The organism is Actinomyces oris (assembly GCF_006546825.1).
In the GTDB taxonomy this organism is placed as follows: domain Bacteria; phylum Actinomycetota; class Actinomycetes; order Actinomycetales; family Actinomycetaceae; genus Actinomyces; species Actinomyces oris.
Window position 1 is genome coordinate 135,093 of the sequence record NZ_VICC01000007.1, and the last position, 26,304, is coordinate 161,396.

14 protein-coding genes are annotated in these 26,304 nt (G+C 65.7%); 5 read left to right on the forward strand and 9 right to left on the reverse strand.

Translation table 11 applies throughout. The features are described from left to right. The first annotated feature begins 305 nt into the window (after window positions 1-305). The 3 genes from FK267_RS11375 to FK267_RS11385 all read left to right on the forward strand — a co-directional run bounded on the left by FK267_RS11375 (window position 306) and on the right by FK267_RS11385 (window position 5,195). A complete protein-coding gene (locus tag FK267_RS11375) occupies window positions 306-518 on the forward strand; it encodes a hypothetical protein (protein WP_141407259.1) in 213 nt (70 codons plus the stop codon). Window positions 519-520: 2 nt separating this feature from the next. Continuing rightward, window positions 521-772 (forward strand): hypothetical protein, encoded by a 252-nt coding sequence (locus FK267_RS11380; protein WP_141407260.1) that lies wholly within the window; start codon window positions 521-523, stop codon window positions 770-772. 628 nt (window positions 773-1,400) lie between these two features. After that, window positions 1,401-5,195 carry a hypothetical protein gene (locus FK267_RS11385; protein ID WP_141407261.1) on the forward strand — a complete coding sequence of 1,265 codons (3,795 nt, stop codon included), beginning with the start codon at window positions 1,401-1,403 and terminating at the stop codon, window positions 5,193-5,195. A 53-nt stretch (window positions 5,196-5,248) separates the two neighbouring features. On the opposite strand, the gene FK267_RS11390 is transcribed toward FK267_RS11385, so the two are convergent. Together FK267_RS11390 and FK267_RS11395 are read right to left on the reverse strand one after the other, a co-directional pair. Next, on the reverse strand, window positions 5,249-10,024 hold the full coding sequence (locus FK267_RS11390; protein ID WP_141407262.1) for a DNA methyltransferase: 4,776 nt from the start codon (window positions 10,022-10,024) through the stop codon (window positions 5,249-5,251). Continuing rightward, window positions 10,024-13,104: a helicase-related protein gene (locus FK267_RS11395; protein WP_232622439.1), complete on the reverse strand. Its 3,081-nt coding sequence runs from the start codon at window positions 13,102-13,104 to the stop codon at window positions 10,024-10,026. The genes FK267_RS11390 and FK267_RS11395 overlap by 1 nt, the downstream gene beginning before the upstream one ends. A 139-nt stretch (window positions 13,105-13,243) precedes the next feature. Here FK267_RS11395 and FK267_RS13435 point away from each other — a divergent pair, with 139 nt between their 5' ends. After that, window positions 13,244-13,534: a hypothetical protein gene (locus FK267_RS13435; RefSeq protein WP_170198636.1), complete on the forward strand. Its 291-nt coding sequence runs from the start codon at window positions 13,244-13,246 to the stop codon at window positions 13,532-13,534. 814 nt (window positions 13,535-14,348) lie between these two features. On the opposite strand, the gene FK267_RS11405 is transcribed toward FK267_RS13435, so the two are convergent. From FK267_RS11405 to FK267_RS11435, 7 genes are all read right to left on the reverse strand, one after another. After that, window positions 14,349-14,762, reverse strand: coding sequence for a DUF3618 domain-containing protein (locus FK267_RS11405; protein WP_141407263.1), 414 nt, complete (start codon window positions 14,760-14,762; stop codon window positions 14,349-14,351). Continuing rightward, a complete protein-coding gene (locus FK267_RS11410) occupies window positions 14,759-15,253 on the reverse strand; it encodes a DUF3618 domain-containing protein (RefSeq protein ID WP_141407264.1) in 495 nt (164 codons plus the stop codon). Before FK267_RS11410 ends, FK267_RS11405 begins: the two co-directional genes overlap by 4 nt. Next, window positions 15,250-15,738 carry a phage holin family protein gene (locus FK267_RS11415; protein ID WP_141407265.1) on the reverse strand — a complete coding sequence of 163 codons (489 nt, stop codon included), beginning with the start codon at window positions 15,736-15,738 and terminating at the stop codon, window positions 15,250-15,252. Before FK267_RS11415 ends, FK267_RS11410 begins: the two co-directional genes overlap by 4 nt. A gap of 311 nt (window positions 15,739-16,049) precedes the next feature. Then, window positions 16,050-17,786, reverse strand: coding sequence for an ABC transporter ATP-binding protein (locus tag FK267_RS11420; RefSeq protein WP_141407266.1), 1,737 nt, complete (start codon window positions 17,784-17,786; stop codon window positions 16,050-16,052). Beyond that, a complete protein-coding gene (locus tag FK267_RS11425) occupies window positions 17,786-19,654 on the reverse strand; it encodes an ABC transporter ATP-binding protein (protein WP_141407319.1) in 1,869 nt (622 codons plus the stop codon). The genes FK267_RS11420 and FK267_RS11425 overlap by 1 nt, the downstream gene beginning before the upstream one ends. A 273-nt stretch (window positions 19,655-19,927) precedes the next feature. Next, entirely contained in the window at window positions 19,928-22,510 is a 2,583-nt protein-coding gene (locus FK267_RS11430; protein WP_141407267.1) for an ABC transporter permease, read from the reverse strand. 3 nt (window positions 22,511-22,513) lie between these two features. Then, window positions 22,514-23,284 (reverse strand): ABC transporter ATP-binding protein, encoded by a 771-nt coding sequence (locus FK267_RS11435; RefSeq protein WP_141407320.1) that lies wholly within the window; start codon window positions 23,282-23,284, stop codon window positions 22,514-22,516. 369 nt (window positions 23,285-23,653) lie between these two features. Between FK267_RS11435 and FK267_RS11440 the strand changes: the two genes are divergently transcribed. Beyond that, a complete protein-coding gene (locus tag FK267_RS11440) occupies window positions 23,654-26,284 on the forward strand; it encodes a variant leucine-rich repeat-containing protein (protein ID WP_141407268.1) in 2,631 nt (876 codons plus the stop codon). Window positions 26,285-26,304: the final 20 nt, after the last annotated feature.

The window sequence follows — 26,304 nt, forward strand, 5'->3', positions numbered from 1 at the left end:
TGAGTATCGTCGGGCTGTGGACAGGGGTGAGCGGGGCCAGCCATAATGGTGGGGAGCCACCCGGGTCGCATCCGGGCGACTCCCCTACCAAGGGGATGGTCTAGCCGATCCACTTGCTGGGGGCATCCACAAGGACACCGACGGCCCGGACAAGGCGAGCGATCGAGTTCAGTATGTCGCTCACCTTCCGGGCCGTTACCTTGCCCTTGCGGACGTGTGCGCGTCGGCCTTTCGGCTTGGACACGGCCCTCGTGTGTTGGTAACAAAGGTTGACGCCTGGCTGTGTGGCAAATATAGTTGCCATCATGGGGTTCTTGAAGAGCGCGTGGAAGCACGGCCTCACACGAGAGGACATTGACCATGCTCTGAGCAATCCCGTGGCAGTCCATTATTTCGACGGTTATGTCATCGTCGTCGGCCCTTCTCGGTCCGGTCATCTGATCGAAGTTGGTGTCAATGATGACGACTTCGTCTTTCATGCAATGTCTGCGCGCGAGAAGTTCTTGAGGAGGAAGTGAACATGAAGACCACTGAAGAGATGCTTGACGAGATCGAGAATGCCAACAACGGAGATGGTCCGGCTCCCTTGGCTACGGTCGACGATCCCGATCTCGCAAGAATTACGGTCGCGCAGATACGTCTTCGTGCTGCCGAGCGCGAGCTCGATGAGGCTGTAATGGTTGCACGCGATGTTGGCCTGTCATGGCAAGCGATCGGGGATGTATTGGGCATGACTCGCCAAGGTGCGAACAAACGTTTCCACGCCGCCTGAAGTGGTCCGCGGACGTCGTGGGCAGTTCGACCTGAGGTACCGAGCTTCCTGGTGGGTTTCTTTGACGAGTCTCGTCGTGTCCCTGCGGACATGAGCGCGTCGGTCTTTCGGCTTGGGCAGGCCCTCACCTCCTTCCCAAGCCCTCCCTCCCCGGCAAGGACACATGGACGTTCCGGGAGGAGGTGCCGAAGGGAGGCGGGCTCCATCATGCCAGCCGGCACCGACATCCAGAGTTTGGTACTAGATCGGCTCGGTAGCATAATAACTGGTCGTGCTCTTGGAAATAGCAACCTTGACTCACCCATCCACCAAGTTTACCGAGACTGCGAACAACGACCATCTTGATGCTCTAGCTACCGCCGATCGACTGTTCCCCATTGAAGAGCACGTCGGTGAGTAACACATTCCCGACAAGGTCACCGACGCCACCTGTACCAAGATCGCCGATCATGGTGCTAGCCTCGGCGAGGCAATCAAAACCGACCTTGAACTCTCGTGTCGAGCAACTGGCAATGGCGCCTGCTCGCACCGAGTCAACTCAGGGCCTGTTGTCGCCCGTCACCTAGGCTAACGCTTTGTCGTGTAAACTTGACGGCACCGGCGAAAAATCTGGACTAGTATTGAGGGCGTGAACAGCGGAGCATCCATCGATCCTGAAAAGCAGCTGATCTCACCGTCGTTGCGGTCAAATAATCCTGAACTAGTCACAGCTGTTGAGATCCAACAATGGGCAGATAGAGATCATGCCAAAACTGCATTTCCTGAACTCATGCGTCGTCTTCTCGCGCAGGCCCCGGGAATCACAAATCTCGACATTCGAGCTCACGAAGGTGTAGCTGCGCCTGGATGGGATGGAGCTGCCTCTTCAGCTGGCAGTGCATATCTACCTGCCGGAGAGTTGCGTTTTGAGTTTGGAACGAACAAAGATGTCAAACGTAAAGCTCAAAGCGACTACAATAAACGACTTGCGGAGTTAGGGGATAGGTGTAGCAAGCTAGTATTTGTGTTCGCGACCCCACGAAGTTGGCCGAGTGGACAAAAATGGGCGGAAGATCGACGGTCGGAACAAAGGTTTGCCGACGTTAGAGTAATAGACTCTCAGAGGCTTGAGGGGTGGCTACAGGAAACTCCCTCTGTGCACTACTGGCTGTCAGAACAACTGGGTCGGAATCCTCGTGCAGTGCAGACTCTGCAGGCTTGGTGGATCAACCTACGCCAAAACTCTATTATCCAGATTCCTCCACAATTCTATACTGCGCGACGTGACTCTCAATCTGATGAACTCATCGACGCAGTTCAGAATGGTCAACTGGTCGCACCGGTGTCGATCTTGTCTGTTGATTCACGAGATGTTCTGGCTTTTTTGTATGCGACACTTCAGGAGTATCCAAGTTTGCTCGAGCGTGCGCTGATTGTTAGTGATCGGGCGGCTTGGGATCACTTGGTGGAGTTCAAGACGTCGCTGCTGCTAATACCGAAATTCAACGACCCCGATACGGCAACTGCTCTTGCGCAAGGACACCGGGTGTTGGTGGTCATTGACGGTGAATCGCGCAGTAAAGACGCTAATACGATTGTGTTACCTAAGGTGGGGCGTCATGAATCTGCTGAAATTCTCCGTCAGGGAGGCGTTGATTTTCGGCAAGCTGAGCGTATAGCAGTGCTTGCCCGTAGAAGTATGAGTGCCTTTCTGCGCACGAACTCAAAATATCCAGACGTACAGAATCCTGCCTGGATTCGCGATGTGACGACGGTGTCTATCCTTGCTCCGCTGGTGTTGATCGGCGCCTGGGAGGACGGAGATGATCGGGACAAAGATCATATCGAGTCATTCTGTGGAGTTTGTATGAGTGACATCCGCCTTCGAGTTGATTCGCTTAGTGGTCAGCCTGATTCGCCATTTATTCTATCGGGATCAGTGTGGCGGCTAGCGGATCCAGCAGATGTGGCACGCCTGCTGCTGCCTAAGATTGAAACAGAAGTAATTAAAAAATGGAGAGCCTTGGTGTTCGACGTTCTATTTGCATCAGATCCACGTCGAGGGTTGGGGTTGGCGCAAAGTGTAGTTGCTGAGATTCGTGGAATACGGCCTGGATGTTCGGACACATTGCGTAAGCATGTCGCAGAAGGACTTACTTTGACAGCTGCAACATCGGAAAGGCTTGAGCCTCACGTCAGAGGTATTGTAAAGCAACTGCTTGAGATATCATTTTCCGACCAAACTGGCGATGCTCTGATGTCTCTGGCTTCAGCGCTTCCCCTGCTAGCAGAAGCTGCGCCAAGTGAATTTTTGACTGCAGTATCAGAAGACCTTGACAAGGAAACACCAGTAATCCAGCTACTCTTTCACGAACCGCAATTTGCTAGCTTCTCGATCGGCTCCAATTCACAAGGTCATCACTTGCTGTGGGCGCTGGAATGCCTTTGCTGGTCGGAGGACTATTTTGGCGCGGCTGCTATGCAAATGGCTGCTCTGGCTGCCCGCGATCTGGGTGATCGTAACCAACCTCTCGATAGTCTCCATAAGGTCACTGCAGTTTGGGCTGCGCAGAGCGCATCGAATACGAACGACAAAATTGCCGTCATTGAGCAGGTGATAGAAAAGTATCCTGAGGTCGGTTGGCGTCTGGTAATGATATTACTGAAACCTAACCAGTCAGTTATTGTCAGCTCGATGGGGCCCAGGTTTCGCGATTGGGAACTGCCCGGCACTTGTATTAAGTACAACGAAGTTTGCCAGTTTGAGGAGTTGGTGCTTGATCTGGCAGTTAGTACAGCAGGAGTTAAATCAGAACGCTGGGTTGATCTGATTAGCGTATTGCGCAGTGTGCCAAAAGCAATGCAATCGACACTTGCACACGCAATTTCCGAAGCCATCCGTTCCAATTGTTCGTTTTGGTCTGATGAGGATAGCTATACTGTATGGCGTAAACTGGTGGATGAAATTGCCCGCCATGAAGCGCATCCTGATGCGGGATGGGCTGCGGCTGGCTCGGATTTGAACTTGCTCCGCAATGCTTCTACGTGTCTTCTGAATCCAAGTGATCCGCGACAGTATGCGAACTTGTTCGGTTGGACTATGGACCTCCGTGTTCGTGGACTCCGGTGGAATGACGATGGATATGAGGCCGCACTTAATAGTATGCAGCTTGAAACTCTTAAGAATGTGGCAAAGGGAGGTGGAGTAAGCTCGATTAGGCTGCTCTGTGTCGACGTTGAGCGTCCTGAAACTATCGGCACAATTCTCGCCAGTCTTGATGTCGTGAGCGACACCGACATTATTCGTTGGTTCGAAGAAGACAACGCAGTCAATCTTCAACGTGCAGCTCGGGCCTATTTTCATACCAAGGCAAAGTATCGAGGGGTTGCATGGCTTGAGGAAGTTGTGGCTAGCGCCGGACTTGGCGGTGAAGGACGTTTAGCCCTGGCCGCTTCGATTCCAACTGAAGAAAGATTCTGGAACTGCATCGAAAAATATGATGACGCATTTGTGGCGGCATACTGGAGTAACGTAAACTGTCACGAAATTCCTGAGGATCAGTGTGTCGAGGCAATTAGTTTGTTTTTACTGCATGAACGCCCCTGGCGCGCTTTGGATATACTATTTCGTTTGAAGTGCGGCGGCAAGCTTTCGGTGGACTCTATGACAGTGATCAACGTACTTAATGCATGCTTGGCCGTGCAGGAGGATTTTGACCGATCGCATTATGGTTACGTTGTTTCAGAGCTTCTTAAGTGGCTCGAAGTCGTGGCTCCAGAAGATCTGCTTCTACCTTGGCTTGAGTTTTGTTATTTTGATTTCATCGGGGGAGATCACGACCCTTCCTTTGCATTGTATAATTTGCTTGGAAATGTGCCTGAAGAATTTGTGTCTTTCGTTAGATTTATCTATCACGGTCAGCATCAACTAGGAAAGCCGCGAACCGAAGGAGATGTGGCGCGTGCACAACTGGCTCACAGTGTTCTCTTCCATTGGGGGATTCTGCCTGGCCTTCGTGAGTGTGGGGGGATTGATGGAGACCATCTGAGGTGTTGGGTATCGAAATGCCGTACACTGTTTAGTGAATGTGGTGACGTAGAAATGGGGGATAGGGAGATTGGCAGGGTGCTGGCGTCGAGTCCGGACGGGCAGGACGGAATATGGCCTGCCGAGGAGGTGAGGGTTATCATTGAGTCCTTGAAGAATGAAAGTGTCGATGCTGGCTTCATGACTGGTCGCCATAACCAGCGGGGTGTTTCTGTTCGTCCCGTTTATGATGGTGGAGGATTTGAACGGCTTCAGGCGCAGGAGTTCCGTAGTGCCGCTAGAAAACTTGCTGTTAGGTGGCCTCGAACCTCAATAATTTTGCGGCAGATGGCTGACAATTATGCGCAGGAGGCTAATCATCTTGACAAATGGGATGAGCAGCTTGCGGATGAATAGCAGTCGACTCGGAGGTATGTTTCGAAATTATCTAGAGCTCGTTCAGTGGGCAGTTAGTCCTTTGGAGGTTGAGGACTTGTGTTGGGGGTGGAGCTGGTTAGGCCGAATTGTTGGAGCGAGCGATGGATGCGGCGGAAGTCGGATTCGCGGTCGCGGATGCGGAAGGGGAGGTCGTAGACGTAGGAGACGCCAGAGCCAGGATGGGTGTGAGTACGCTCAGAGAGTGGCATGTCCTCATTGGAGGTCGGGCGCTGGCGCTTCTCCCAGGCCTGGCGGACCGGAGTCGGCAGCTGACGACCATTCGCGTCATAGACATAGGCGCCCTGGCCGCGGCCATGGTCGTAGTCATAGAGAACTGCGAACTGGGTGCGGTAAATCGTGCACAGATCCTCGATCGGCACGCTCAGCATCATCGCCACCATGACATCGATCTCCACCTGAGCATTGCGACGATCCTCCGCTCGACGCAAAGGTGTGTCCGCAGTCCACTCCGGACTAATTGGACGCTCGTCATAACGCTCCAGAATCGGTGAATCAGTCACAAACGAATCATTCCAACACTCTGCCCACAGGTCCGCGTAGGCGTTGGTGACGCAGTTGAGTCGAAGGGCGCGCAGGACGACACGTGTGGTGAGAGGGTGGTTGTGGGGTAGAGCGGGCAGTCTAGAGAAGTCGGGGAAGTAAATACCGGACTTGGGAAGTGCTCGAAGAGTGAAGTCAGCTAAAAGTGACGATAGACTGGCTTGTGCGGCGACAAGGGGTCGACCTGTGATCGTTGCGGAGCCTGAGGAAAAAACACCATTAGGGTGTGCCGTTCCAGGTGGAATGATTGCCGGGATGAGCGTTCTTTCGCCAGTGTTAGCTGCCATGGCGCGCCAGGCGATGCGGTAGTGGTCGCGGGCGGGAGAGCTGTCCCAGTGGGTGTAGAGGCGGTCGTAGGTGGCGCGGTCGCCTGCAGGCTTGTACTGGGTGACGGGTTGTGCGCTCGGGGCAAGCACCTCCAGGTCGGTGGACGTCCAATCCTGGTTGTGCTTCATGGACTCGTTGGGCTGCTTGTACAGCGGGGTTGAGACGTGGAGGTGAGGTCCTTGAAGGATGGCGTCCTCCCAAGATGACTGCCCCCAGCGTTGAATGAAACGTCCTTTCTGCCGATCAATGGACTCGTCCCAACCTCGTGAGAATTGGAGATCGAGGAGGCTGATGCGTGGTTGGACCGCCAGTGTTGATAGCGTTCGTGACGCTGCTGAGTTGACGGTGGAGACCATTGGGGTTGAGCGCCAGTCTTCAGATCCCGTCACCGATTGCCAGGTCTTTAGTGCGGCCTCGTCAATGGATTCGATGCGGGATGCGTGCGGACGGAGGTCCCATGTGCCGGTGTGTGGATCCTTGAAGCCTGGCTCTTCGCCGCTGCCATCGTGCATGAGTGAGCGCAGGACTGTATCTGGATGATATAAAGCTGCGGAGTGTAGGAAATGTGGGGATTGATCTTCCCCGTAGATGTGAATGCCAAAGAAATGCTTGTCATCCATATCGAATAGCAGTAGTTCATTGATGAACTGCCAGTGTCGGCGCAAGTGCCGATATGTGGCGGCGCGGAGTCCTGGGGTTTTGGCGTCGGTGAAGTGCGTCTCCATATGGATGAGGGAGGAAATACCCTGCTGTTTCTGGTGCTCCCACACCTGGCACATGAAGGCTCGGTAGAGATCCGGTTGGCCACTGAGTAGCGGATAGACGGTTGGGTCGCTCAGAAGCTCAGAGAGCACGATGACTTCAACGGTTCCGTCGAGGACTGTGCGCAGGACTCCAGTACGAGCCAAGGTGCGTGGCATGCGCTCGTTTTTTGCGGCGACGGACGGCTTGTTACTGAGTGACCACCAGGGGTCTCCTTCAGAGAGAAGACCAGCAACATCGGTGCGGGGCCTCACCCACGGCGGGTTTCCCACCTGGAGGTCGAAGCCTCCGCGAGCGAAGATGGTGGCGAAGTCCAGCTCCCAGTGGAAGAAGCCCTGGGCTTTCGCTACCTCCCGGACCACGGTGAGCCACTCGTGCTCGTCAACAACTGACTCCACGCGGTGGGCTCCAGCGAGACCGAGTTCAACCTCCTCCATGGTCTCCAGTTCAGCCCAGGAGGAAGCATCCACAAGGGTCCCATCGGTGCCCTTGGCATCCTTGACCTGTTTGCCCAGCAGCCCCTCCAGGGCGCCCAGCCACTCATCCAGGTTCGGCGGCGTCACCTGAGTGGTCAGCGGCCAGAACCACAGGGCGCACCACGCATCCATGACCAGGCGCAACCGCCGGTATGCCGAGTCCGGTGCCGCCAGGTATGCCTCGATGTCCTCACGGGACACCGTTGAACCGGCGTCGTTCTGAGCTTCACGGCCCCACAGGTCGATGCGGCGTGAGGCCTCTGCTTCCGCCACTCGTAGGCGCCGCAGGGTCATCTCCCACAGGACCTCCACGCGCCGAGCCAGGGCCGTCAGCCGCAAGGCCTGGGTGGTGCTCAGCGCCTTTGTGATGTCCTTGCGCCAGGTCTTGAGGGCCTTGAGCCTGCCGGCATCAACCAGGTCCCGCACCTGCTTGGGGACCTCCACCGCGCTGCCCCAGCCCTTGGCCGGCAGGAGGAAATGGTGGATGCTCCCCGAGACGTCCAGCGCCCCGCCGATCCGGTGCCGGGAGGCGGCATCAGCGTCGTCGAGCACGGCCGCCACCTGGCTCAGCGGTTCGGCCACCGGAGCGGCCGACAACCAGGCCCGTTTCTTCAGCTGGGAGGTCGAGTACAGGGCCCGGCGCGCGCCCACCAGGGAGTTACCGCGCCGTAGCCGCAGCCCGAACCACGGGGCCGCCAGCCCCTCCACCATCGTGTCCAGCCACAGGGACACCTCCGCCAGCTCCACCGCCGTCGCATTGAGGTCCACCCCGTAAACCTGGTGCAGAGCGATGAAGGCCTTCACCTTCGCGAGCTCCCGGGGCCGCTCCTCAGGATCTACGCGCCGGCCCAGCTCGCGCTCGCGCCGCGAGAGGTACTGCTCCGCCAGCTGGCGCACCGCCTCAATCGCGAAGGCCCCCGACCCCAGCGCCGGCTCGCACACTGTCAGGTGCAGGATCTCCTCCGCGGTCGTCGTCCGCCCGTCCTGATCCAGCAGCTCCTCCAGCGCCTGCTGCACCGTGAAACGCGTCAGCACCTCCGGGGTGTAGAAGGAAGCCGAGCGCTGCCGGTCCCGGCCGGAAAGCCGGTAGACGAACTGGCCCTTCTCATAGGTGACGTTGCGGCGCTCGCCCGTCACCTCATCCTCAACCGTCACGAAGTCCTTCTCCTCCAGGCCCTTCATGACGTCCTCGGGCACCACCCAGGAGCCCTTCGATGCGTCCCCGCCCGGCGCCACCTCCCACAGGCGCTCGGTGGCGAAGGAACCCGAGTAGCTCATGAGCCCCTCGTAGACGGCACCCAGCTGGTTGATGCCCAGCTCCACATAGGAGATGAAGCCACGGCCGCCCTTGCTGTTCTCCTTAGTCAGCAGCAAGTGGCGCAGTACCCGCAGCAGCGCCCCGTTGCCCAGGCCCACCTCGTCAATGAGGGCGGTCGCCGCCGGGCGGAAAAGGTCGGCGCGCATCGGCCGGAAGACCAGGCCGTCGAAGCTGCCTTCCTGCGCGGCCGGCACCTGCTCGTTGTGGCCCTCATCGACCAGGTGGAACAGGCGGTCCAAGGACTCGTAGATGTGCGTGCCCGCCAGGGCCGACTCCTCATGCAGCTCCCTCAAGGCCAGCTCACGCAGGCGATCCAGGCCGTAGCCGGCGTCGTACTCGGTGGCGCCCACCGGCAGGACCCCCAGCTCAGGGCTCGCCTCCGCATACAGCAGGAAGATGATCCGGTAGATGTAGCGTAGCGACTGCAGGGCCAGGTCCTGCGCCCGCTCCTGGGGCAGCGGCTCCAACCCCCGCGCGGCGCGACGGCGCACCACCTCATTCGCAAGGATCTCAATGGAGGAGCGCACGCCCTCACGCAGATCCTTCGAGACCCCCACCGTGTGGGCCGCCGAGTCCTCCAAGGTCGCCGCCCACCACGTCTCGCCCTCCGCCGTCGGCAGCAGAGAACGGGCATCCAGGCAGGTCAGGGCCCGCTCCACCTCGCCGCCGCGCGTGGCCTCATGACGCTCGACGACGAGCTGCACGTTGACCGCCAGCCAGCGGCCCTCCGGCCACCGCTCCCGCTCCGCCACCAGCGCCCACTGGCCCGCCAGGACCAGGGCGAAGGCCGGGCCATGACCATCCGTCATGAGCGTCGACAGCGCCCGAGACACCGACTCGATCGGCTCAGCCCCCTCCAGCACCGGGGCGTCGGGGTCCCCCAAGTCCACGGGCTGCCACTCCTCAGCGAGCGTGGGGGCGTCCTTGACCAGGAGGTCCTCCACCGTCGTCACCGGGCGGGCCCGCAGCAGCACCAGCGGAGCCGGGCCCTCATCACCCACCGGCCTCACCAGGGTCACCGGGCCCCGCTCGGTCCGGCGGTACTCCGACGACGTGAAGCCCAGAATCTCGCGCAGGAGCGCATCGAGCTCGCCGGCCGCCTCCAGGGCCGCGCCGGTCAGGGAGCCTGCGTCGTCGGCGGGCAGGACCGCCAGCAGCTCCTCCAAGCGGGAGCGCTCGGAACGGAACCGGGAGCGAGGCGTCGGCGTCGGGGCGGTACCAGGATCGGCCGGCTTCTCCAGGGCCTCCCACTCCTTGCGGCGCTCCAGCACGCGCGCCAGGAAGGACTCCTTGGTGGCGTCCGTCGTGAAGTAGTGCTCGCTGATCCAGTCCTCGCCGACGACCAGCGCATCCGACACCGCCATCAGAGATCCCCTTCCATCCCGAAGTCCTGCGGCACCACCACCAGCAGTGGGCGCACCAGCGTGTGCGCGGGCCGGTGCTGTTTCCTGAGCTCGCGCTCCTGAGCCACCGTGATCCGCTGCTCGCGCAGATGGCGGTTCTGGATGAGGCGACCGGCCTCGTCATCCCAGGCATTCGCGCGCTCCGCCCAGGCCTCAACCCGAGCCGTCGCCTGTTCCTCCGCTGCGTCGAGGGTCAGTCTCATGTGGTCCTTAGCCGTATCCACCGCCGGAGGGATGAGCGCCTCCAGCAGGCTGGTCTGCGTCACCGGCCCGGAGTTCCGCAGTTCCCGGGAGATGCCCACCGCCTCGAACATGGCGGCGGGGGAGTCGTGCACCTGCCCGATCGGCACCGCCTCGACCGGCCGGCCCGCATCCAGCTCCGACTGCGCGGCCGCCAGGTCCAGGTAGGGGAAGGCGATACTGACACACACCATCGATACCGTCCGGCCCGCCTGGTTCGTCAGCGTCCCCAGCAGCAGGACGGTCGGTGAGTCGACGTCGCCGCGCACCGCGAACACTGAGGAGCGGCCGAGCTTGGCCAGAACCCGGTCGCCGGCCCAGTCCAGCACCGGGTGCAGCGGTCCCAGATAGTGGGCCTCCGGCCAGGAGGAATCCGAGGAGTCACTCAGGGCCTCCATGAGAAGACGTGCGCCCTTCGCCTGCGTCGTCGCCAGCTTGAGGTGCTCCTGGACGCGGCGCTCACGCAGGTAGGACTGCGGCAGCACCGACAGGCGATGGCGCAGCCCCGCCGGGGGCACCATCTCCACGATGTGCTGCGTGCCGTGCTCGCGCCACGAGACGCCCCCTCCGCCGGTCTGGCGCTGCTCGGCCTCCTCGGGGCGCTCATAGAGCTCGGTGAGGGCCTGGCGCAGATAGTCCAGCTGGGTCTCGTACAGCGTCGACGTCGCCAGCGGGGCAGCGGGTGGGGTGGGGGTGGCCGGACCGGCCGGGTCGCCGGGATTACTCGGATCAACAGGGGAGTCCTCGGTGCCGGTGGGTGCAGCAGCGCCGTCACCCTTGGCCTCGGCCGTGCCCGTCAGCTTCGCGAACAGGGCCGCCATCGGATCCAGGTTGAGTGTGTCGTCGGCGTCGGGGACGACGGCGTCAATGTCCTGCCCGGCCGCCAGCGCCTCGCGGATCGCCTCCTCCTCCTTCTCACCCGAGTACAGGCCCATGAGAGAGGCAGCGTCGCCCAGGGCCCGGTGCGCCTGATCCTCCTTCTCCATCAGGCGCGTGAGCACGCGGACGTCGCCGGAGAAGCGCGGGTCCGACGGGCTCAGCAGCAAGGTCGTGATCTGCGGTGAGACGCTCTGGCCGTAGCGGTCGATGCGGCCGTTGCGCTGCTCGATGCGAATAAGCGACCAGGGGATGTCGTAGTGGATGAGCTCATGGCACTGGGCGTGCAGATTGACGCCCTCCGAGGCGACGTCGCCAGTCACCAGGACGCGCACCGGCGTATGGGCCTGGCGGAACTGCTCGACGATCTCCTGCTGCTCCACGTCCGACAGGCTTCCGTGCATGACCCGCACCGCGTCGGCGGGCAGGCGCAGGTCCTCACGTAGGTGCTCGGCCAGCCAGGTGAGCGTGGCGATGCGCTCGGCGAAGACGACGACGCGCTCGGGCGACCTGGGGCCGATCCCGATGCGGCGCAGCTCGGTCAGCAGCGCCTGGTACTTGCCCGAGGCCGTCGTGTTGGCCTCCACGGCCAGCTCGCGCAAGCGGGCCAGCGCCTCGGACTGCTCCGAGGGCTCCGGGGTGGAGCCAGCTGCTGCTGCCCGGCTGCGGCGTCGGGCCAAGCGCTCGTCGATCGTCTGGATGAGGGCCGCCGGCGAGGACAGGAAGGACTTGGCCAGGGTCCAGGCGAACAGGGAGTCGCCGCCGCGGGCGGCGGGCCTGTGGCCACCCGGTGCCGAGGCACCGTCGGGCCGGTGCAGCCAGGTGCGCGAGAGCTCGCCGGCCACCGCGTCCTCAGCCGGGGAGGGCTCCACCAGCTTGTTGACCGGAGTCAGGCGCTCCTTCCAGCGGCCGCCCACGACGTCGCGCACCTCGTCGGAGTGACGGTGACGACGGATGACGAGACGACGCACCGCCTCCTCATCGAGGGAGCCGTCCGCGCGCACCGCCGTCGGCTCCAGCAGACGGATGAGCTCGGCGAAGGACTTCGGGTTGCCGTTGTGGGGCGTGGCCGAGGCCAGGATGAGGGCGTCGGTCTGGCGGGCCAGAATGTCCGCGAGCCGGTTGTTGAGCGTGCCCTTGTTGGTGACGTTGTGTGACTCGTCGATGACGACCGCGTCCCAGCGCTGCTTGCGCAGATGATTGAGGTAGCGGTCCGACTTCAGCGTGTCGATGGAGATGATCGCGCGGTGGAACACCGAGAACGGGTTGCGTGAGGCCGGCACCGAACGGCGCACCCGCTGGATGCCCACCGAGTCCAGGCGCACGAAGGGCAGCGCGAAGCGCGACCACATCTCGTGCTGCATCTGCTCGAGCACGTGACGGGGCGTGACGATGAGGATGCGGTCGCCCCGGCCGCGGCGCACGAGCTCGGCCAGGATCATGCCGATCTCCAGGGTTTTGCCCAGGCCCACGGTGTCAGCCAGGAGGATGCGCGGGCGCAGGTTTGCCGGGTCCAGGGCCTGGCGGACTGCCGTCAGCTGGTAGGCCAGTGGGTCGGCGAGGACGTCACTGACCACGGCCAGGTCGGTGGATGTCGCCGGGAGGGCCGTCTTGCGCAGCGTCGCCTCCAGCCACAGGCGCGAGAGCCGGTGACGGGTGGAGGTGTCCGCGATGACCCGGGTGTGGCGCGGGTCCACCGGGACGATGTGGTCAAGACCAGCGGAGAACTGCGCCGTCGTGTCCCGAACCAGCTCGGACAGGCCCTGCACCGTCACCAGCATGCCGTCAGACGTGGTGGAGACCTGGGTGACCAGCCAGTCCTCGTCGCGCACCCGGACCACGGAGCCCGGAGCGACATCAAGAGAAGGGAGGGAGGTGGCAGGATCCGTCACCGTATCCGGGGGAGTCGTGGGCGCCGTTGTCACGGAAGTGATTTTAGGACGCCGGTGCAGGTGGTCGAGACCAATTCGGGCCAGTGACCGATCTGTGACCTGCGGGTCGGTGTGGGGCTACAGCGAGCAGAGCTGGCGGGCGAGCTTGGTGATGGGGGAGGGGAGAGAGACTGTGTCAGGCGTAGTCGAGTGGGTCCAGGCTGGAGAGAAAGTGCTGCTCAGTCATGGAAGTGGTCCACAGCCGGCGTTCTGTCTTGATGCGCCCGAACGTGCGGGAATTGCCAGGGTGGTACCACTTGGCCGCTTCAACTTTGGCGCTGCCAGTTCGGGCAGCATTGTCGAAGGCTGGGGCGATGTCCGTGTCCCGGGAGGCGAGAACCACGACGTCGTACAAGCCGCAGCGAGCCAGGTCAACGAGCATCAAGGCGCACAGGACATCGACACCTTTTTCCTGTCTCGATGAGCGGATAGGTCGCTGACCCCAGCGATGTGCTCCCATGAGTACTTCAGTGGCCGCAGCGTCACGTTGACTACTCCGTGGTGCCCTCGGGCCCACTGCGCCTTCTGGGCCTGGTTGCGCCGGTATGCATCGCTGTCATCTTCCGGGATTGGTAGGCCCCGAAAGACCTCAACCCTGGAGACACCTCTACCTGGTGCATATCGTCGTTCGTCGCGTTGCGGGCCTGAGCGAGCTGGCTGGCGAACCGGTAAGGATCGATGAGTGCGTCCTCAGGAGGGCACCCCGGCATGTACAGGCCTGCTGCAGTGAGATGGACGTTCTGGTAGTCAACGACGACTGCCATTTTGAGGGCCACGAGTAGCCTCCTGTAAAGAAAAGTAGACCCCGCCAGTCCCGGAGGACGACGGGGAGTTATGTGATTAGGTTAGGGGCGTGCGGGGTGCGAGACCAGATGACGTAAATGTGTTGTGGAACACATTTCACTCGGTGGCGTATCTCCCCTGATGCCTTGCTCAGGTATGACGGGAAACTGTTCTCCCAGCTATCAGTGCGCGAGGACGCACCCTTGGGGACGAGGACGTACTTTGTGATCGGGGACTGCGTTTTCCTCCAGGTCACTGGGGTTTGAACGCAGTGACCTGGGGGAGAAGTACGTCCCCGGCGGACATCGCAGTTCCCGATGCGGGCCGACTGGCTTCTGGTGCTGGAGTACGGCGGGGTGCCGGTGTGACACGAGGACGCACCATAGGTGCTGAGGACTGATCCTGGGGATGCAGTCCGCGAGCCCGATGGTGCGCCCTCGACGGGTGGTTCTGTGTCAGCGGCGGGCGAGGCGGGTCAGGACGATGCCGGCGGTCACCACGCCCCCGGCGACGGCGGCCGCCTTGGCGAGTTTGGAGGATGCCTCGGAGTCGCCCTGCTTGGCGCGCTCCCAGGTCTCCTCCGCCTGCTCGGCCCAGCGTCGGGCCCCCTCGCGCAGTCGGCCGGCGCCGGCCTCCGCCTGCTCACGCAGATGCTCGGCCTTGGCGCTCGCCTGCTCGCGCAGATGCTCCCCGGCCTCCTTGGCCTGTGTGCGCGGGTCGATCCGGGAGGCGAACTCATCGACGCTCGCCGCCAGGGCCTCGCGCTGGGCGCGCAACCGCTCCTCGATCTGCTCGGGGCTCAGCGACCCGGACCCGGTGGCCCCGGCACCCTCAGTGCCGGAGGTGCCGGCCTGCTGTCCGCTGGTCATGCCCGAGCCGCCCGGGCACGGAAGGCCTTGACCGCGGCGACGGTCGCCGTCACGCTCAGGCCCGCCAGGGCGAGTCCCGCAACCGTGACGATCCCCAGGGAGGCGGGGTCGCCGTCGCGGGCGTCGTCGAACAGACGGGAGACGCGCTGGCCGAGGGTCAGCGTGCTGGGGTCGTAGGTGTCGACCCCGCCCTCGGGATCGGTGCCGCCGCCGGCCAGGGAGGCCAGGCGGTTCTTGACCTGGCCGGCCGTCTCCTGGGCCTTGCTGACGGCCTGGCTGCGCAGCTCCTGGACCTTCTCGCGGGCCTTGAGCTTGGCGACCTTGGCCAGGTTGTTCGGGGCCAGGCGTGCGGCGAGCTCGTCGACGTCGGCGGCCAGCGCCAGACGCCGGGCCGCCAGGTCGGACATGACGTCGTCAGCCGACGGCGCCGCCTGCGCGGCCGGCGTGGCCGGCGCGGCGGGGACGGGCGTGGGTGCGGCGTTGGTGCTCACCGGGCGTTCCCCCTCTGCAGGCCGGAGGTCACGGCCCCCCTGACGGCGTTGACGGACTCCTTCAGCCCCTCCTGCGGCGTCGGCGTGTCGGCCTTGGCGGCCTTGAGGCGCTTGATGCCGATCAGGGCCATCGGCACGGCGATGAGGGTGAGAATCAGCGCCACCACGAGGAAGGCGGCCCACAGCGGCATGACGTGGGACAGACCGGTCGTCATGGCCCCCAGCACCAGCCCGAAGATGAACAGGGCCAGCACCCCGGCGGCGCCGAGCAGCCCGGCCCCCAGCCCCATCTCCTTGGCCATGCGCTGGCCCTTGGCCTTGGCCAGGTCGATCTCGCCGCGCACCAGCGCGGAGATGTTCTCCGAGATGCGTGCGATGAGCTCCCCGAGCGTGGGCTGCGCGCTGCCGGCAGCCCTGCGAGGAGGCGTGGTGGAGGCCGACGGCGTCGCCTGCGACGGCGGGGGAGGTGGCTGGTTGTTGGGCATGAACGAACCTTCTTGTGTGAGGCACGGCGGTGGACGCAGTCAGCTGACTGCGAGGCGGCGGGATCGCGACAGTGGGACGACTCGCCACCCTAAGAATCTCACAGCCTGCGCCCTCGTGGAACAACGCAGGCCCGAGCGGGTTTGTAGGTTTGGGCGATAAGGGCCGGCTTTCGCCACCGGCGATCTGCGAAGGGCTGCTGTCCGCCGCCCTGACCGGCAGCGTGGCTCGAACCGTGCCGACGGCGCGGACCGGCCCGGTGCCCGACGTCGGCACGGCCGCCCACCGGCCGCCCCACCGCACCTCCGCCCGGCTACTCCTGGTTCCAGGCCTGCCAGAGGCTCGCGTACTCCCCGCCGAGGGCCACGAGCTCGTCGTGGCTGCCCAGCTCGACGATCCGCCCGTCCATGACGACGGCGACCCGGTCGGCGTCGGCGGCCGTGTAGAGGCGGTGGGCCACCTCGATGACGGTGCGCCCGGCCAGCGCCGTGGACAGGGTCCGCTCCAGGGTGCGGGCGGCGCGCGGGTCCAGCAGCGAGGTGGCCTCATCCAGGATGAGCGTGTGCGGGTCCAGCAGCACCAGCCGGGCCAGCGCCACCTCCTGGGCCTGGGCGGGGCTGAGCTCGAGGTGCCCCGAGCCAACCATCGTGTCCATCCCCTCGGGCAGCCCGTCCACCCAGGCATCGGCCCCGATGGCCTCGATCGCCTCGCGGATCGTGTCATCGGAGGCGCCCGGCCGCCCCAGGCGCACGTTGTCCGCCACGGTGCCGACGAACACGTGGTGCTCCTGGGTTACCAGGGCCACGTGGCGGCGCAGCTCGTCCTCGGGCAGGTCCGTCAGCGACACCCCTCCCACGGTGACGCTCCCGGAGGTGGGCGGGTTGACGCCCGCCAGCATCCGCCCCAGCGTGGACTTGCCCGACCCCGAGGGCCCGACGACGGCCAGCCGCTCCCCGGGCACGAGCTCCAGGTCGATCCCGTGGAGCACCTCGACGCCCTCCCGGTAGGAGAAGCGCACGTCGTCGAGCACGATCCGCGTGCCCTCGGGCTCCTCGCCGGTGGGGGTGCGGTCGTCGGGGACCTCCTCCACCCCCAGGATGCGGGACAGGGAGGCCTGGGCGATCTGGACCTGGTCGACCCAGAACATGAGCTGGCCCACCGGCTTGCGCAGCTCCATGGAGTAGAGGGCCACGGTGGTGATCGCCCCCAGGGTCGCGTAGCCGCGGCCGGCCAGGAACCCGCCCCACAGGAGGATGACGACGACGGGCGCCCTCCAGGCGACGTCGAGCACCATGAACAGGCGCACCCGCAGCGCAGCCGTGTAGCGCTCCAGAGACCAGGCCTCCTTGATGGAGGCCATGATGGCGCGCTCGCGGCGTGCCCCGATGCCCAGGGCGTCCACGGTCTCGGCATGCTCAACCGTCTCGGAGACCGTCCCGTTGAGGCGGGCCTGGGCGGCCGACTCGGCCCGGTAGGCGGGGATGGAGATCGGCAGGTACCAGCGCATCATCGACCACACGGGCGGGGCGATGACGAGCAGTCCGAGCGCCAGGAGGGGGTCGGCGACGGCGGCGGCCAGAAGCGTGAAGACGATCGTGACCACGCACACGAGGATCTGGGGGATCCCCACCCGCACCAGGAACTCGATGCGGGAGACGTCGGTGGTGGTGCGCCCCACGAGGTCGCCGGTGCCGGCGGACTCCACGGCGCTCAGCGGCAGGTGCACCACCCGGTTCATCATGCGCTCGCGCAGCTCGGCGAAGACCGACTCACCCAGGGTGCGGGCGTGCTTCTGGGCGAAGCGGTTGATGACCGCTCCCACGAGCGTGACCGCGATGATAGTCAGCACGATCCGGTCCACGTAGCCGGCGTCGGCCCGCCCGGCCGAGACCCGACCGACCAGCCGCCCCAGCAGCTGGGGGGCCACGAGCGTGGACAGGACCGCCGTGATCTGGAGGACCAGGACGACGGCGAAGCGCCCCCGGTAGGAGGCCATGATGCGGAAGGTCTTGCGCAGGGCGACGGGCCCGGGTGCGACGGGAAGCGCCATCAGCAGCTCACCTCCGCATCCTCGCCCATGGCCCGTGAGACGACGGCGCGGTAGTCGGCCGCCTGGGCGTGGCCGCTGCGGGCCATCGCCATGAGCTCGCGGTGCGTGGAGCGCAGGAGCTCGGCCCCGCCGGAGTCCAGGAAGACGACCTCGTCGCAGGCCTCCAGGACCAGCGGTGAGGCGGTGACGACGACGGTCGTGCGCCCGGCGCGGGCCCGGTGCACCTGGGCGGCCACCCGGGCCTCGGTGTGGGAGTCCAGGGCGGAGGTCGGCTCGATGAGCACGAGCGTGGGCGCTTCGGTCAGCAGCGCCCGGGCCAGGGCCACGCGCTGGCGCTGCCCGCCGGACAGGGACCGGCCCTTCTCGGTAATCATCCCGGCCAGGCCCTCGCTCAGGGAGGTGAGGACATCACCGGCGTCGGCGATCCCGACGGCCTCGATGAGCCGGTCGTCACCGGGAGCCACGCGCTCCTGGGGGCGGACCTGCTGGTCGACGTCGGCCCCGGTGGTGCGCTCGGTCTCGGCGCGCACGAGGTCCTCCAGTCCCGCCGGTTGCGGGTCGGGGCCGCCGCGCACGTCGAGGGCCTCGCGCAGGGTCCCGGTGAACAGCTGGGCAGTGGCGCCGGCCACGACGATGCTGGCGCGCACCTGCTCCAGGGGCATGGTGGTCAGTGGCCGGCCCGCCAGGGTCACGGTGGGGCCGGCGTCGGTGAAGCGCCCCAGGCGCGTGGCCAGGTCGGCCGAGACCTGTGGGTCGGGGCACACCAGGGCCGTCATACGGCCCTCCTTGAGGCGCAGGCCGCTGCCGGTGTCCACCAGGTCGCCGCTGACGGGGTGGGCGGCGGCCGGGTCCAGGTTGAGGCGCTCCACGAGGCTGCCGGCGGCCGGCGCCACCTCCAGCAGGCGGCTCAGGCGCCGGGCGCCGACGACGGCCCGGGTGTAGTCCTGCACGGAGTTGGTGAACACCCACAGCGGCCAGGACAGGTAGGCGGTGTAGCCGTAGAAGGTGATGAGCCCGCCGGGGGTGAGGCTGCCGGCCACGGCCATGCGCGCCGCCACCCACACGACGATCGCGGCGAAGAGCCCGGGCAGCAGCACCTGGAGGGTCATGAGGGTCGCCTGGGAGGAGGCCACCTCGACGCCGCGGCGCCGCAGCTCCTGGGAGGCGTCCCGGTAGCGGCGGGCGAAGACGTCCTCCCCGCCGATGCCCCGCAGGATCCGCAGGCCCGCCACCGTGTCCGTGGTGATCGTGGTGACCGCGGACTGGGCCTCGCGCTGGACGGCCTGACGCTTTTGCAGGGGGCGGATGACCAGGGTGACGATGGCCGCCACCAGCGGCATGCCCAGGATGACGATGAGCCCCAGGCTCACCGAGGTGCGCAGCATGAGGACGGCGACGACGAGGAAGCTGGCCGCCGCCCCCAGCAGGGCCGGCAGGTGCTCGATGAGCTTGCCCAGGTAGTCGGCGTCGGAGGCGATGATGGTGGCGACCTCGCCGGTGGAGACCTGCCGGGACAGGTCCTTGCCGGTGGCGGAGATCTGCCGGCCCACGAGCCGGTCGACGTCGAAGGCGGTGCGCATCCAGGCCGTCACCCCGAAGTAGGACAGCATCGTGTCCCCGACGGCGTAGACGACGAACAGCACCAGCAGCAGCGCGCCGATGCCCCAGACGCGGCCGTTGAGACCGTTCTCGATGCCGGCGTCCAGGGCCTGCCCCAGGAAGGCCGGCACGATCGCCTGGATGATGTTGGAGGTGCAGGCCGCCAGGGTCGCCAGGGTGACCGGGAAGGCGGCACGGCGCAGCAGCCAGCGCAGAAGCGCCCCGGCCCCCAAGGATGGGGGATGGGGCAGCGGGGCGTCGGGGGTCATGGACTGTGCGGTCAGGGCGGACATCGCGGTCGGGACGGTCGGGAACGACCGGGAGGACGATTCGGGCATGATCGCATGAGGCTATCGGAGGGGAAGCCGGCGCGGCAGAGGCAGAGGCGGTGACAAGGAAGATACCGGGTGCGGGAATACGTGCCGGGCGCGACTCGGGCAGCTGCCGGACGGGCCGCGCAGACGTGCCGGCGCCCCGGCCCGCCCCCGTTGCGGGGGTCGGCCGGGGCGCCGGGCTTGCTGGGCGTGCTCGGCGAACGCCGCTTACTCGGTGGCGATGGCGTCCAGGACCGGAATCCGGGAGGCGCGCAGCGCGGGCCACAGGGCCGCGATGACGCCGACCACCACGGAGAGCACGAGCATGCCCACCATCTGGCCCCAGGGGATGCTGAGGCTCGTCAGCCCCTGATCCTCCAGGACCTCCTTGAGGGCGGCGGCCAGGACCACCCCGGTCGCCCCGCCCAGCACGGTGCCGTACAGGGAGGTGAGGACCGACTCGGTGATGATCTCCCCGGACAGCTGGGCCTTGCCCAGGCCGACGGCGCGCATGAGCCCGATCTCCCGGGTGCGCTCCGAGACCGAGAGCACCAGGGTGTTGACGATGCCCAGGATGGCGATGGCGATGCTCAGCCCCAGCAGGCCGTAGAGGACGGCGAGCATCCGGTTGATCTGCTGACCGACCTGGTCGGAGATCTCGCTGGCGTCGCGCACCGCGTACTGGTAGGTGTCGGCCACGATGTCGCGGGCCTTGCCCCGCACCGTGTCGAGGTCGGTGCCCTCTTTGAGGGTCAGGAGCATGCCCTGCGGCGAGTCCAGGACGTGGGCCGGGTCCGTGGTGGTGCCCGGGGAGTTCCAGGAGCCCACTGCCGCCGCCAGCTCGGGGGCGATGTAGTAGTTCCCGCCGGTTCCCTTCGGGTCGACGACGGCGCTGACCGTGGCCTCAACCGACCCGGTGGGGCCGGTGACGGAGACCTTGTCTCCGAGCTTGAGGCCCTCGTCCTTCTTCGCAGCCACGTGGGTGGCGTCCAGATCCTTCATGGACCCGGCGCTCGCGGAGACGTCGTAGGCCTTGGAGTAGGTGCCGGGATCGACGACGATGACGGTGGCGGTGGGGGTCTGGCTGCCGTCGGGCTTGGTGACGGAGTCGGCGTAGATGGAGTAGGAGGAGGTCTCCTTGACCCCGTCGATGGCGGCGATCTCCTTGGCCTTGTCGGCCGAGAGCCGGGTGCCCAGGCTGCCGATGGTGGCCGGCTGGACCACGAGGTCGGCCTTGAGGGACTTGTCGATCTCGTCGGACGTCGAGGACTGGAAGGAGGCGGCCAGCGTGGCGCCGGCGCACACCAGGGCCATACCCACCATGAGGGCGCCGGAGGTGTTGGCCGTGCGGCGCGGGTTGTGGACGATGTTGCGCACCGCCAGGCGCCCGGCGGGCCGCAGCAGCCGGAAGGGCAGGCCCAGCACCGCCACCACCGGGCGGGCCAGGGTCGGGGAGACGATGAGCAGTCCCAGGATCGTGCCGCCCGCGCCCAGCCCCATGATGAGACCGCGCTGCGTCAGGTCCGCGTTCACCCACGCGGCGGCGATCGCGGCCGCCCCGGCCGCCAGCAGCAGCCCGCCCAGGATCGTGCGCAGCACCAGGGACTTCTCCCGGGATCCTGACACGCCGCGCATGGCCTCGACCGGGTGGGTCAGGGCGGCCTCCCGTGCCGGCAGCAGAGTGCCGACGACGGTGACGGCCAGGCCCACCGCCAGCGAGATCGCGATGATCGTCCCGCTCAGGCCCGTGCCCTCCAGCAGCGGCATGCCGGCTGCGTCGAGCAGCGCGGACAACCCGGCCAGCAGCCCCGCGCCCGCGGCCACGCCCAGGGCGGAGCCGACGACGCCGATGACGACCGCCTGCAGGAACACCACGCCGAACACGGAGGCCGGTGAGGCCCCGACCGCCCGCAGCAGGGCGAACTCCTTGACCCGCTGACGCACGCTCATTGCGAAGGAGTTCATGATGATGAAGGAGCCCACGAACATCGCGACGACGACGAAGACCAGCAGGAAGACCTGAACGAAGCCCAGCTGCTCCTCAATGGCCTTGTTCTGCTCCTTGATGACCTCGGCGCGGGTCTGGACCTGGGCGCCGTCGGGAAGGATCTTGGTGAGCTCGGACTTGACCGTCTCCACCGAGGAGCCCTGGGCGACGTCGACGGAGATGTTCGTCACCTTCCCGTCCGGGGCGGCGATGGGCATGAGCCAGCTCGGATCCACGCCCACGACCGTCGCGCTGGCCATGGAGGACTCGTAGTGGAACTCACCGACCACCGTGACCTCGCTGGGTGAGCCCTGCACCACGATGTGCGTCTTGTCCCCGACCTTGAGGCCGGAGTTCTTCAGGGCCCCGGACTCCAGAGCGATCTCACCGCCTCCTTGAGGCTTGTGACCCTGGACCCAGGTCAGGCCATCCTTGCTGTCGTACAGCGGTATGAAGAGCGTGGGGGCGCCGGTGGTGGTGACCGGGGCGTCGTTGGAGCCCACGAGGACCCCAGCCATCTGGACGCCGGGGTTGGCGGCCTCGACACCGTTGATCTGCTTGATCTGCTCGGTCAGGGAGCTGTCGATGGGCTGGGTCTGCTGCGAACTCGACGAGCTGTCGTCGCCGCTGCCGGCGATCTTGGGGCCTCGGGCGTACAGATCCGAGGTGACGGTGGAGGAGGTCAGATTGGAGAAGGTCTCCGACATGGAGGCGCGCAGGGCGAGCGTGCCCGACAGGAACGCCACCCCGAGCATGACGGCGAAAGTGGTCAGGAAGAACTGTTTGGCGTGGGCGCGCACGGAGCGCCAGGCGACTCGTTTCATGGCTCAGGCCCCCTCGACGGCCGAGCCGGAGTGCGGGGCGGCTGCGGGGGCGGGCTCGGTCTCGCTCAGCTCGCGCAGGGCGTCCAGGACCCGGTCGCGGTCGGGGTCGTCCAGCTGGGCGACGACGTGCCCGTCGCGCAGGAAGATGACGGTGTCGGCCCAGGCGGCCGCCTCCGGCTCGTGGGTCACCATGACCACCGACTGCCCCAGGTCGTCGACGCTGCGGCGCAGGATCTCCAGGACCTGGTCGGTGGAGTGGGAGTCCAGGTTGCCGGTGGGCTCGTCGGCGAAGACGACCGCCGGCTCGCCCACGAGCGCCCGGGCGCAGGCCACGCGCTGGACCTGGCCGCCGGAGAGTTCGGCGGGCCGGTGCGATAGGCGCTCCCTGAGGCCGACGGCGTCGATCACCTGGTCGAAACGCTGCGGGTTGACCTTCTTGCGAGCGATATCCAGGGGCAGGGTGATGTTCTCCGCCGCTGTGAGGGTGGGGACCAGGTTGAAGGACTGGAAGATGAAGCCGATGCGCTCGCGGCGCAGGCGGGTGAGGCGACGCTGGTTCATGGAGGAGATCATGTCGCCGTCGAGCATGATCTCCCCGGAGGTGATCGAGTCCAGGCCGGCCAGGCAGTGCATGAGCGTGGACTTGCCGGAGCCAGACGGCCCCATGATGGCGGTGAAGCGGGCGCGGGCGATGTCGACGTTGACGGAGTCGAGCGCTGTGACGGCGCCCGAGCCGCGCCCGTAGACCTTGGAGAGGTTGCGTGCGGAGACCACGGGGTCATCCACCGGATGGTGAGGTGTGAGGACGGATGAAGCGACGGATGAAGCGGGGGCTGCGGCGGAACTAATCATAGGTTCAGTTTGACAGTGGCATGGGGTACGCGAATCCTCCTGGCGGAGGAAAGGTCCCCTGAGCGTGTGGAGGCTCGACCCTGACCCGGGGTCGGGGAGGTCCCTGAGACGAGGGGCGGACGGGGCGCATAGAAGAAGCGGGCGTTGGCGAGGTGGAGTCCGTTTTCTAACTTTTCCGACGATTCGTGATTACCATCGGGGATGGTCGGAGCCTGGTGAAGGACCCGGGATGGGTTGGCTGCGCGCCCGATCAGTCGAGGTCACCCATACGTTCTCCCGGAAAGGCTCTGCATGGATCCGGTTCAGCTCATGATGGCGGCGCATCAGGCCGATGCGACGGTTGCCGCTCAGACTCCGGACCAGGCCCTGCAGGCCGCCATCGCACAGAGCCGGCCCGACCTGTGGGCGCCGCTGTCGACCAACCCGGCCGCCTATCCCGACCTGCTCGGCTGGCTGGCCAGTACCGGGAACGTCGAGGTCCTCGCCAATCTCCGTGCGCGCGGTTACCTGACCGACGACGCGGCCGCCAGTGCTGCTGGTGGCGTGGGTGACGCGGGGGCTGCGGCTGATAGTGCGGCCGGCGAGCCCACTGTGGACCCTGCTTTCAGTCAGGGGGACCCGGCGCAGACGGAGCCGACCGAGTCGGCGGAGTCGGCGGAGTCGGCCGGAGACGGCGGCACGCCGGTGGACGAGGACGAGGCCGCCGATGAGCCCGGGCCGGTTGACGATGATGAGGCCGAGGATGTGCAGGCCACGGAATCTGTGGCTGAGGCTGCCACTGAGCCCGATGCGGAGACCGCAACCGGCGAAGCTCAGGCGCCGCGCCCCGACGATTCGGGTGACGAGGCAGAGGACGATGCTGAGGATGCCGACTCTGGCGAAGCTGGTGTCGAGCCGGAGACAGAGGAGTCTGACGAGGACTCCGAGGGCACTGAGGGCACTGAGGATGCCGACTCTGGCGAAGCTGGTGTCGAGCCGGAGACAGAGGAGTCTGACGAGGACTCCGAGGGCACTGAGGGCACTGAGGATGCCGAGGCTGAGAGCCCGGCTCCGGAGGACCCGCACGTCGAGGACACCGCCGCCGACGAGTCTGCCGACGAGCGTGGCGTGGAGCCTGCTGATGAGGCCGAGGAACCGGGGACTGACGAGTCTGACGAGGACTCCGAAGACGTTGAGGATGCCGAGGCTGAGAGCCCGGATTCGGAGGACCAGCCTGCCGAGGACTCCGGCGCGGCTGAGGATACTGCCGATGGCGACTCTGGCGAGGCCGGTGTCGAGCCGGAGACAGAGGAGTCTGCCGAGCACTCCGAGGACACCGAGGGGGCCGAGACTGCCGCCGAGCCCGATGCAGAGCCGGAGGACGCCGCTGGCGAGGCTCAGGCGCCGCGCCCCGATGACTCGGGTGACGAGGCAGAGGACGGCGCTGAGGATGCCGGCTCTGGCGAAGCCGGTGTTGAGCCGGAGACAGAGGAACCTGCCGAGGGCTCCAACGCGGCTGAGACTGCCGCCGAGCCCGATGCGGAGGCGGAGACCGCAACCGACGAGGCTGCGGACTCCGACAACAACGACACGACCGTCCTCGCCCCCGCCTTGCAGCGGCACGAGGTGGACTCGGCTGACACGACTGACGTCACGGCGTCAGCCCAGTCCGCGGCCGTGTCCTCCGGCTGGACAGCGGGCTCGGCCGCTCCCGCCGCGGGCTCGGCCGAGTCGGTGGCCTTCCCCGTGCCCCCGCCGCCGTCGGCCGAGGACATCGCCGCCTGGGCCGAGACCCCCACTGGGGCGCCGTCGGGCTTCTCCGCCGCTCAGCCGGCGGTGGAGCTGGACATGTTCGGCCCCCAGATGATGGCCCAGATGCCGCCTCCCCAGCAGAAGCAGCCGTCGAAATCCAGCAGCGGTCGCCTGGTCGCGATCATCGTGGTCCTCCTGCTCGTCATCGTCGGCGGAGGCGGCCTGTGGGCCGGCAGCCACTTCGCCAACAAGGGTAAGAGTGAGGACACCTCCCAGAACAAGGCCGACAGCGACGGGGGCGAGGACGGCAAGCAGAACGGGCAGGCAGACGCCGCGGCCACCTCGACCGCCGCGGCCCTGCCCTCGGGCGCGGTCAAGGCCTGCTCCAGCATGCCGACCTTCACGATCACCTCGGTGGAGGACGGCCAGGGCGAGCTCAAGGTCCACGGCAACATGGCGACCTCCTGCGCCGAGGGCGACTTCCTGGCCGGGTCGTCCAGCCAGGTCCTCGTCTACAGCTCCACCAGCCCCACCGGCGGCGCCGACGTCGACCACCTCGTGGCCTCGGGAACCTTCGACCTCTCCAGCGACCCGCTCATCATCCCCAACGGCGGACGGGCGGTGACGCTGCGCTTCGGCGAGCAGCACTACTTCCGCACCGCCAAGGACCTCGACCTCAAGGGCCTGACGGTCCGGCCCTCCTTCGACCGCGGCAGCTCATCGACCGCCACCGCGAAGAGCTCGACGAACTCCGCGATGACCATCGCCTCCTCCGCGAGCTCCAACGCCAACCAGGAGGCGCAGGACGAGCAGGCCGCCGGAGACGCCATCCAGTGGCAGATCAAGCACGACTACCCCATCGTCATGAACAGCTTGCGGGGCAAGTGGACCCCGCAGCTGTCCTCCAAGCAGGTGGGTCTCGTGGCCGACGGGCAGACCTGGACCAAACGCGCGATCCTCGCCGAGTACCTCAAGACGCAGCAGGCCAACCCGAAGGCCGTCATCATCGACACCAGTCAGTGGCCGGTCTACGACACCGGCGGCTGGTGGGTGACCCTGCAGGGTGATACCTACTCCGACGGCGACCAGGCCAATGCCTGGTGCGACGCCCAGGGCTACGACTCCGACCACTGCCTGGCCAAGCGCATCGAGTCCAACGGAACATCGCAGGGCACCACCAAGCTTCGCTGAGACCTGAGCCGGCTGGCCTG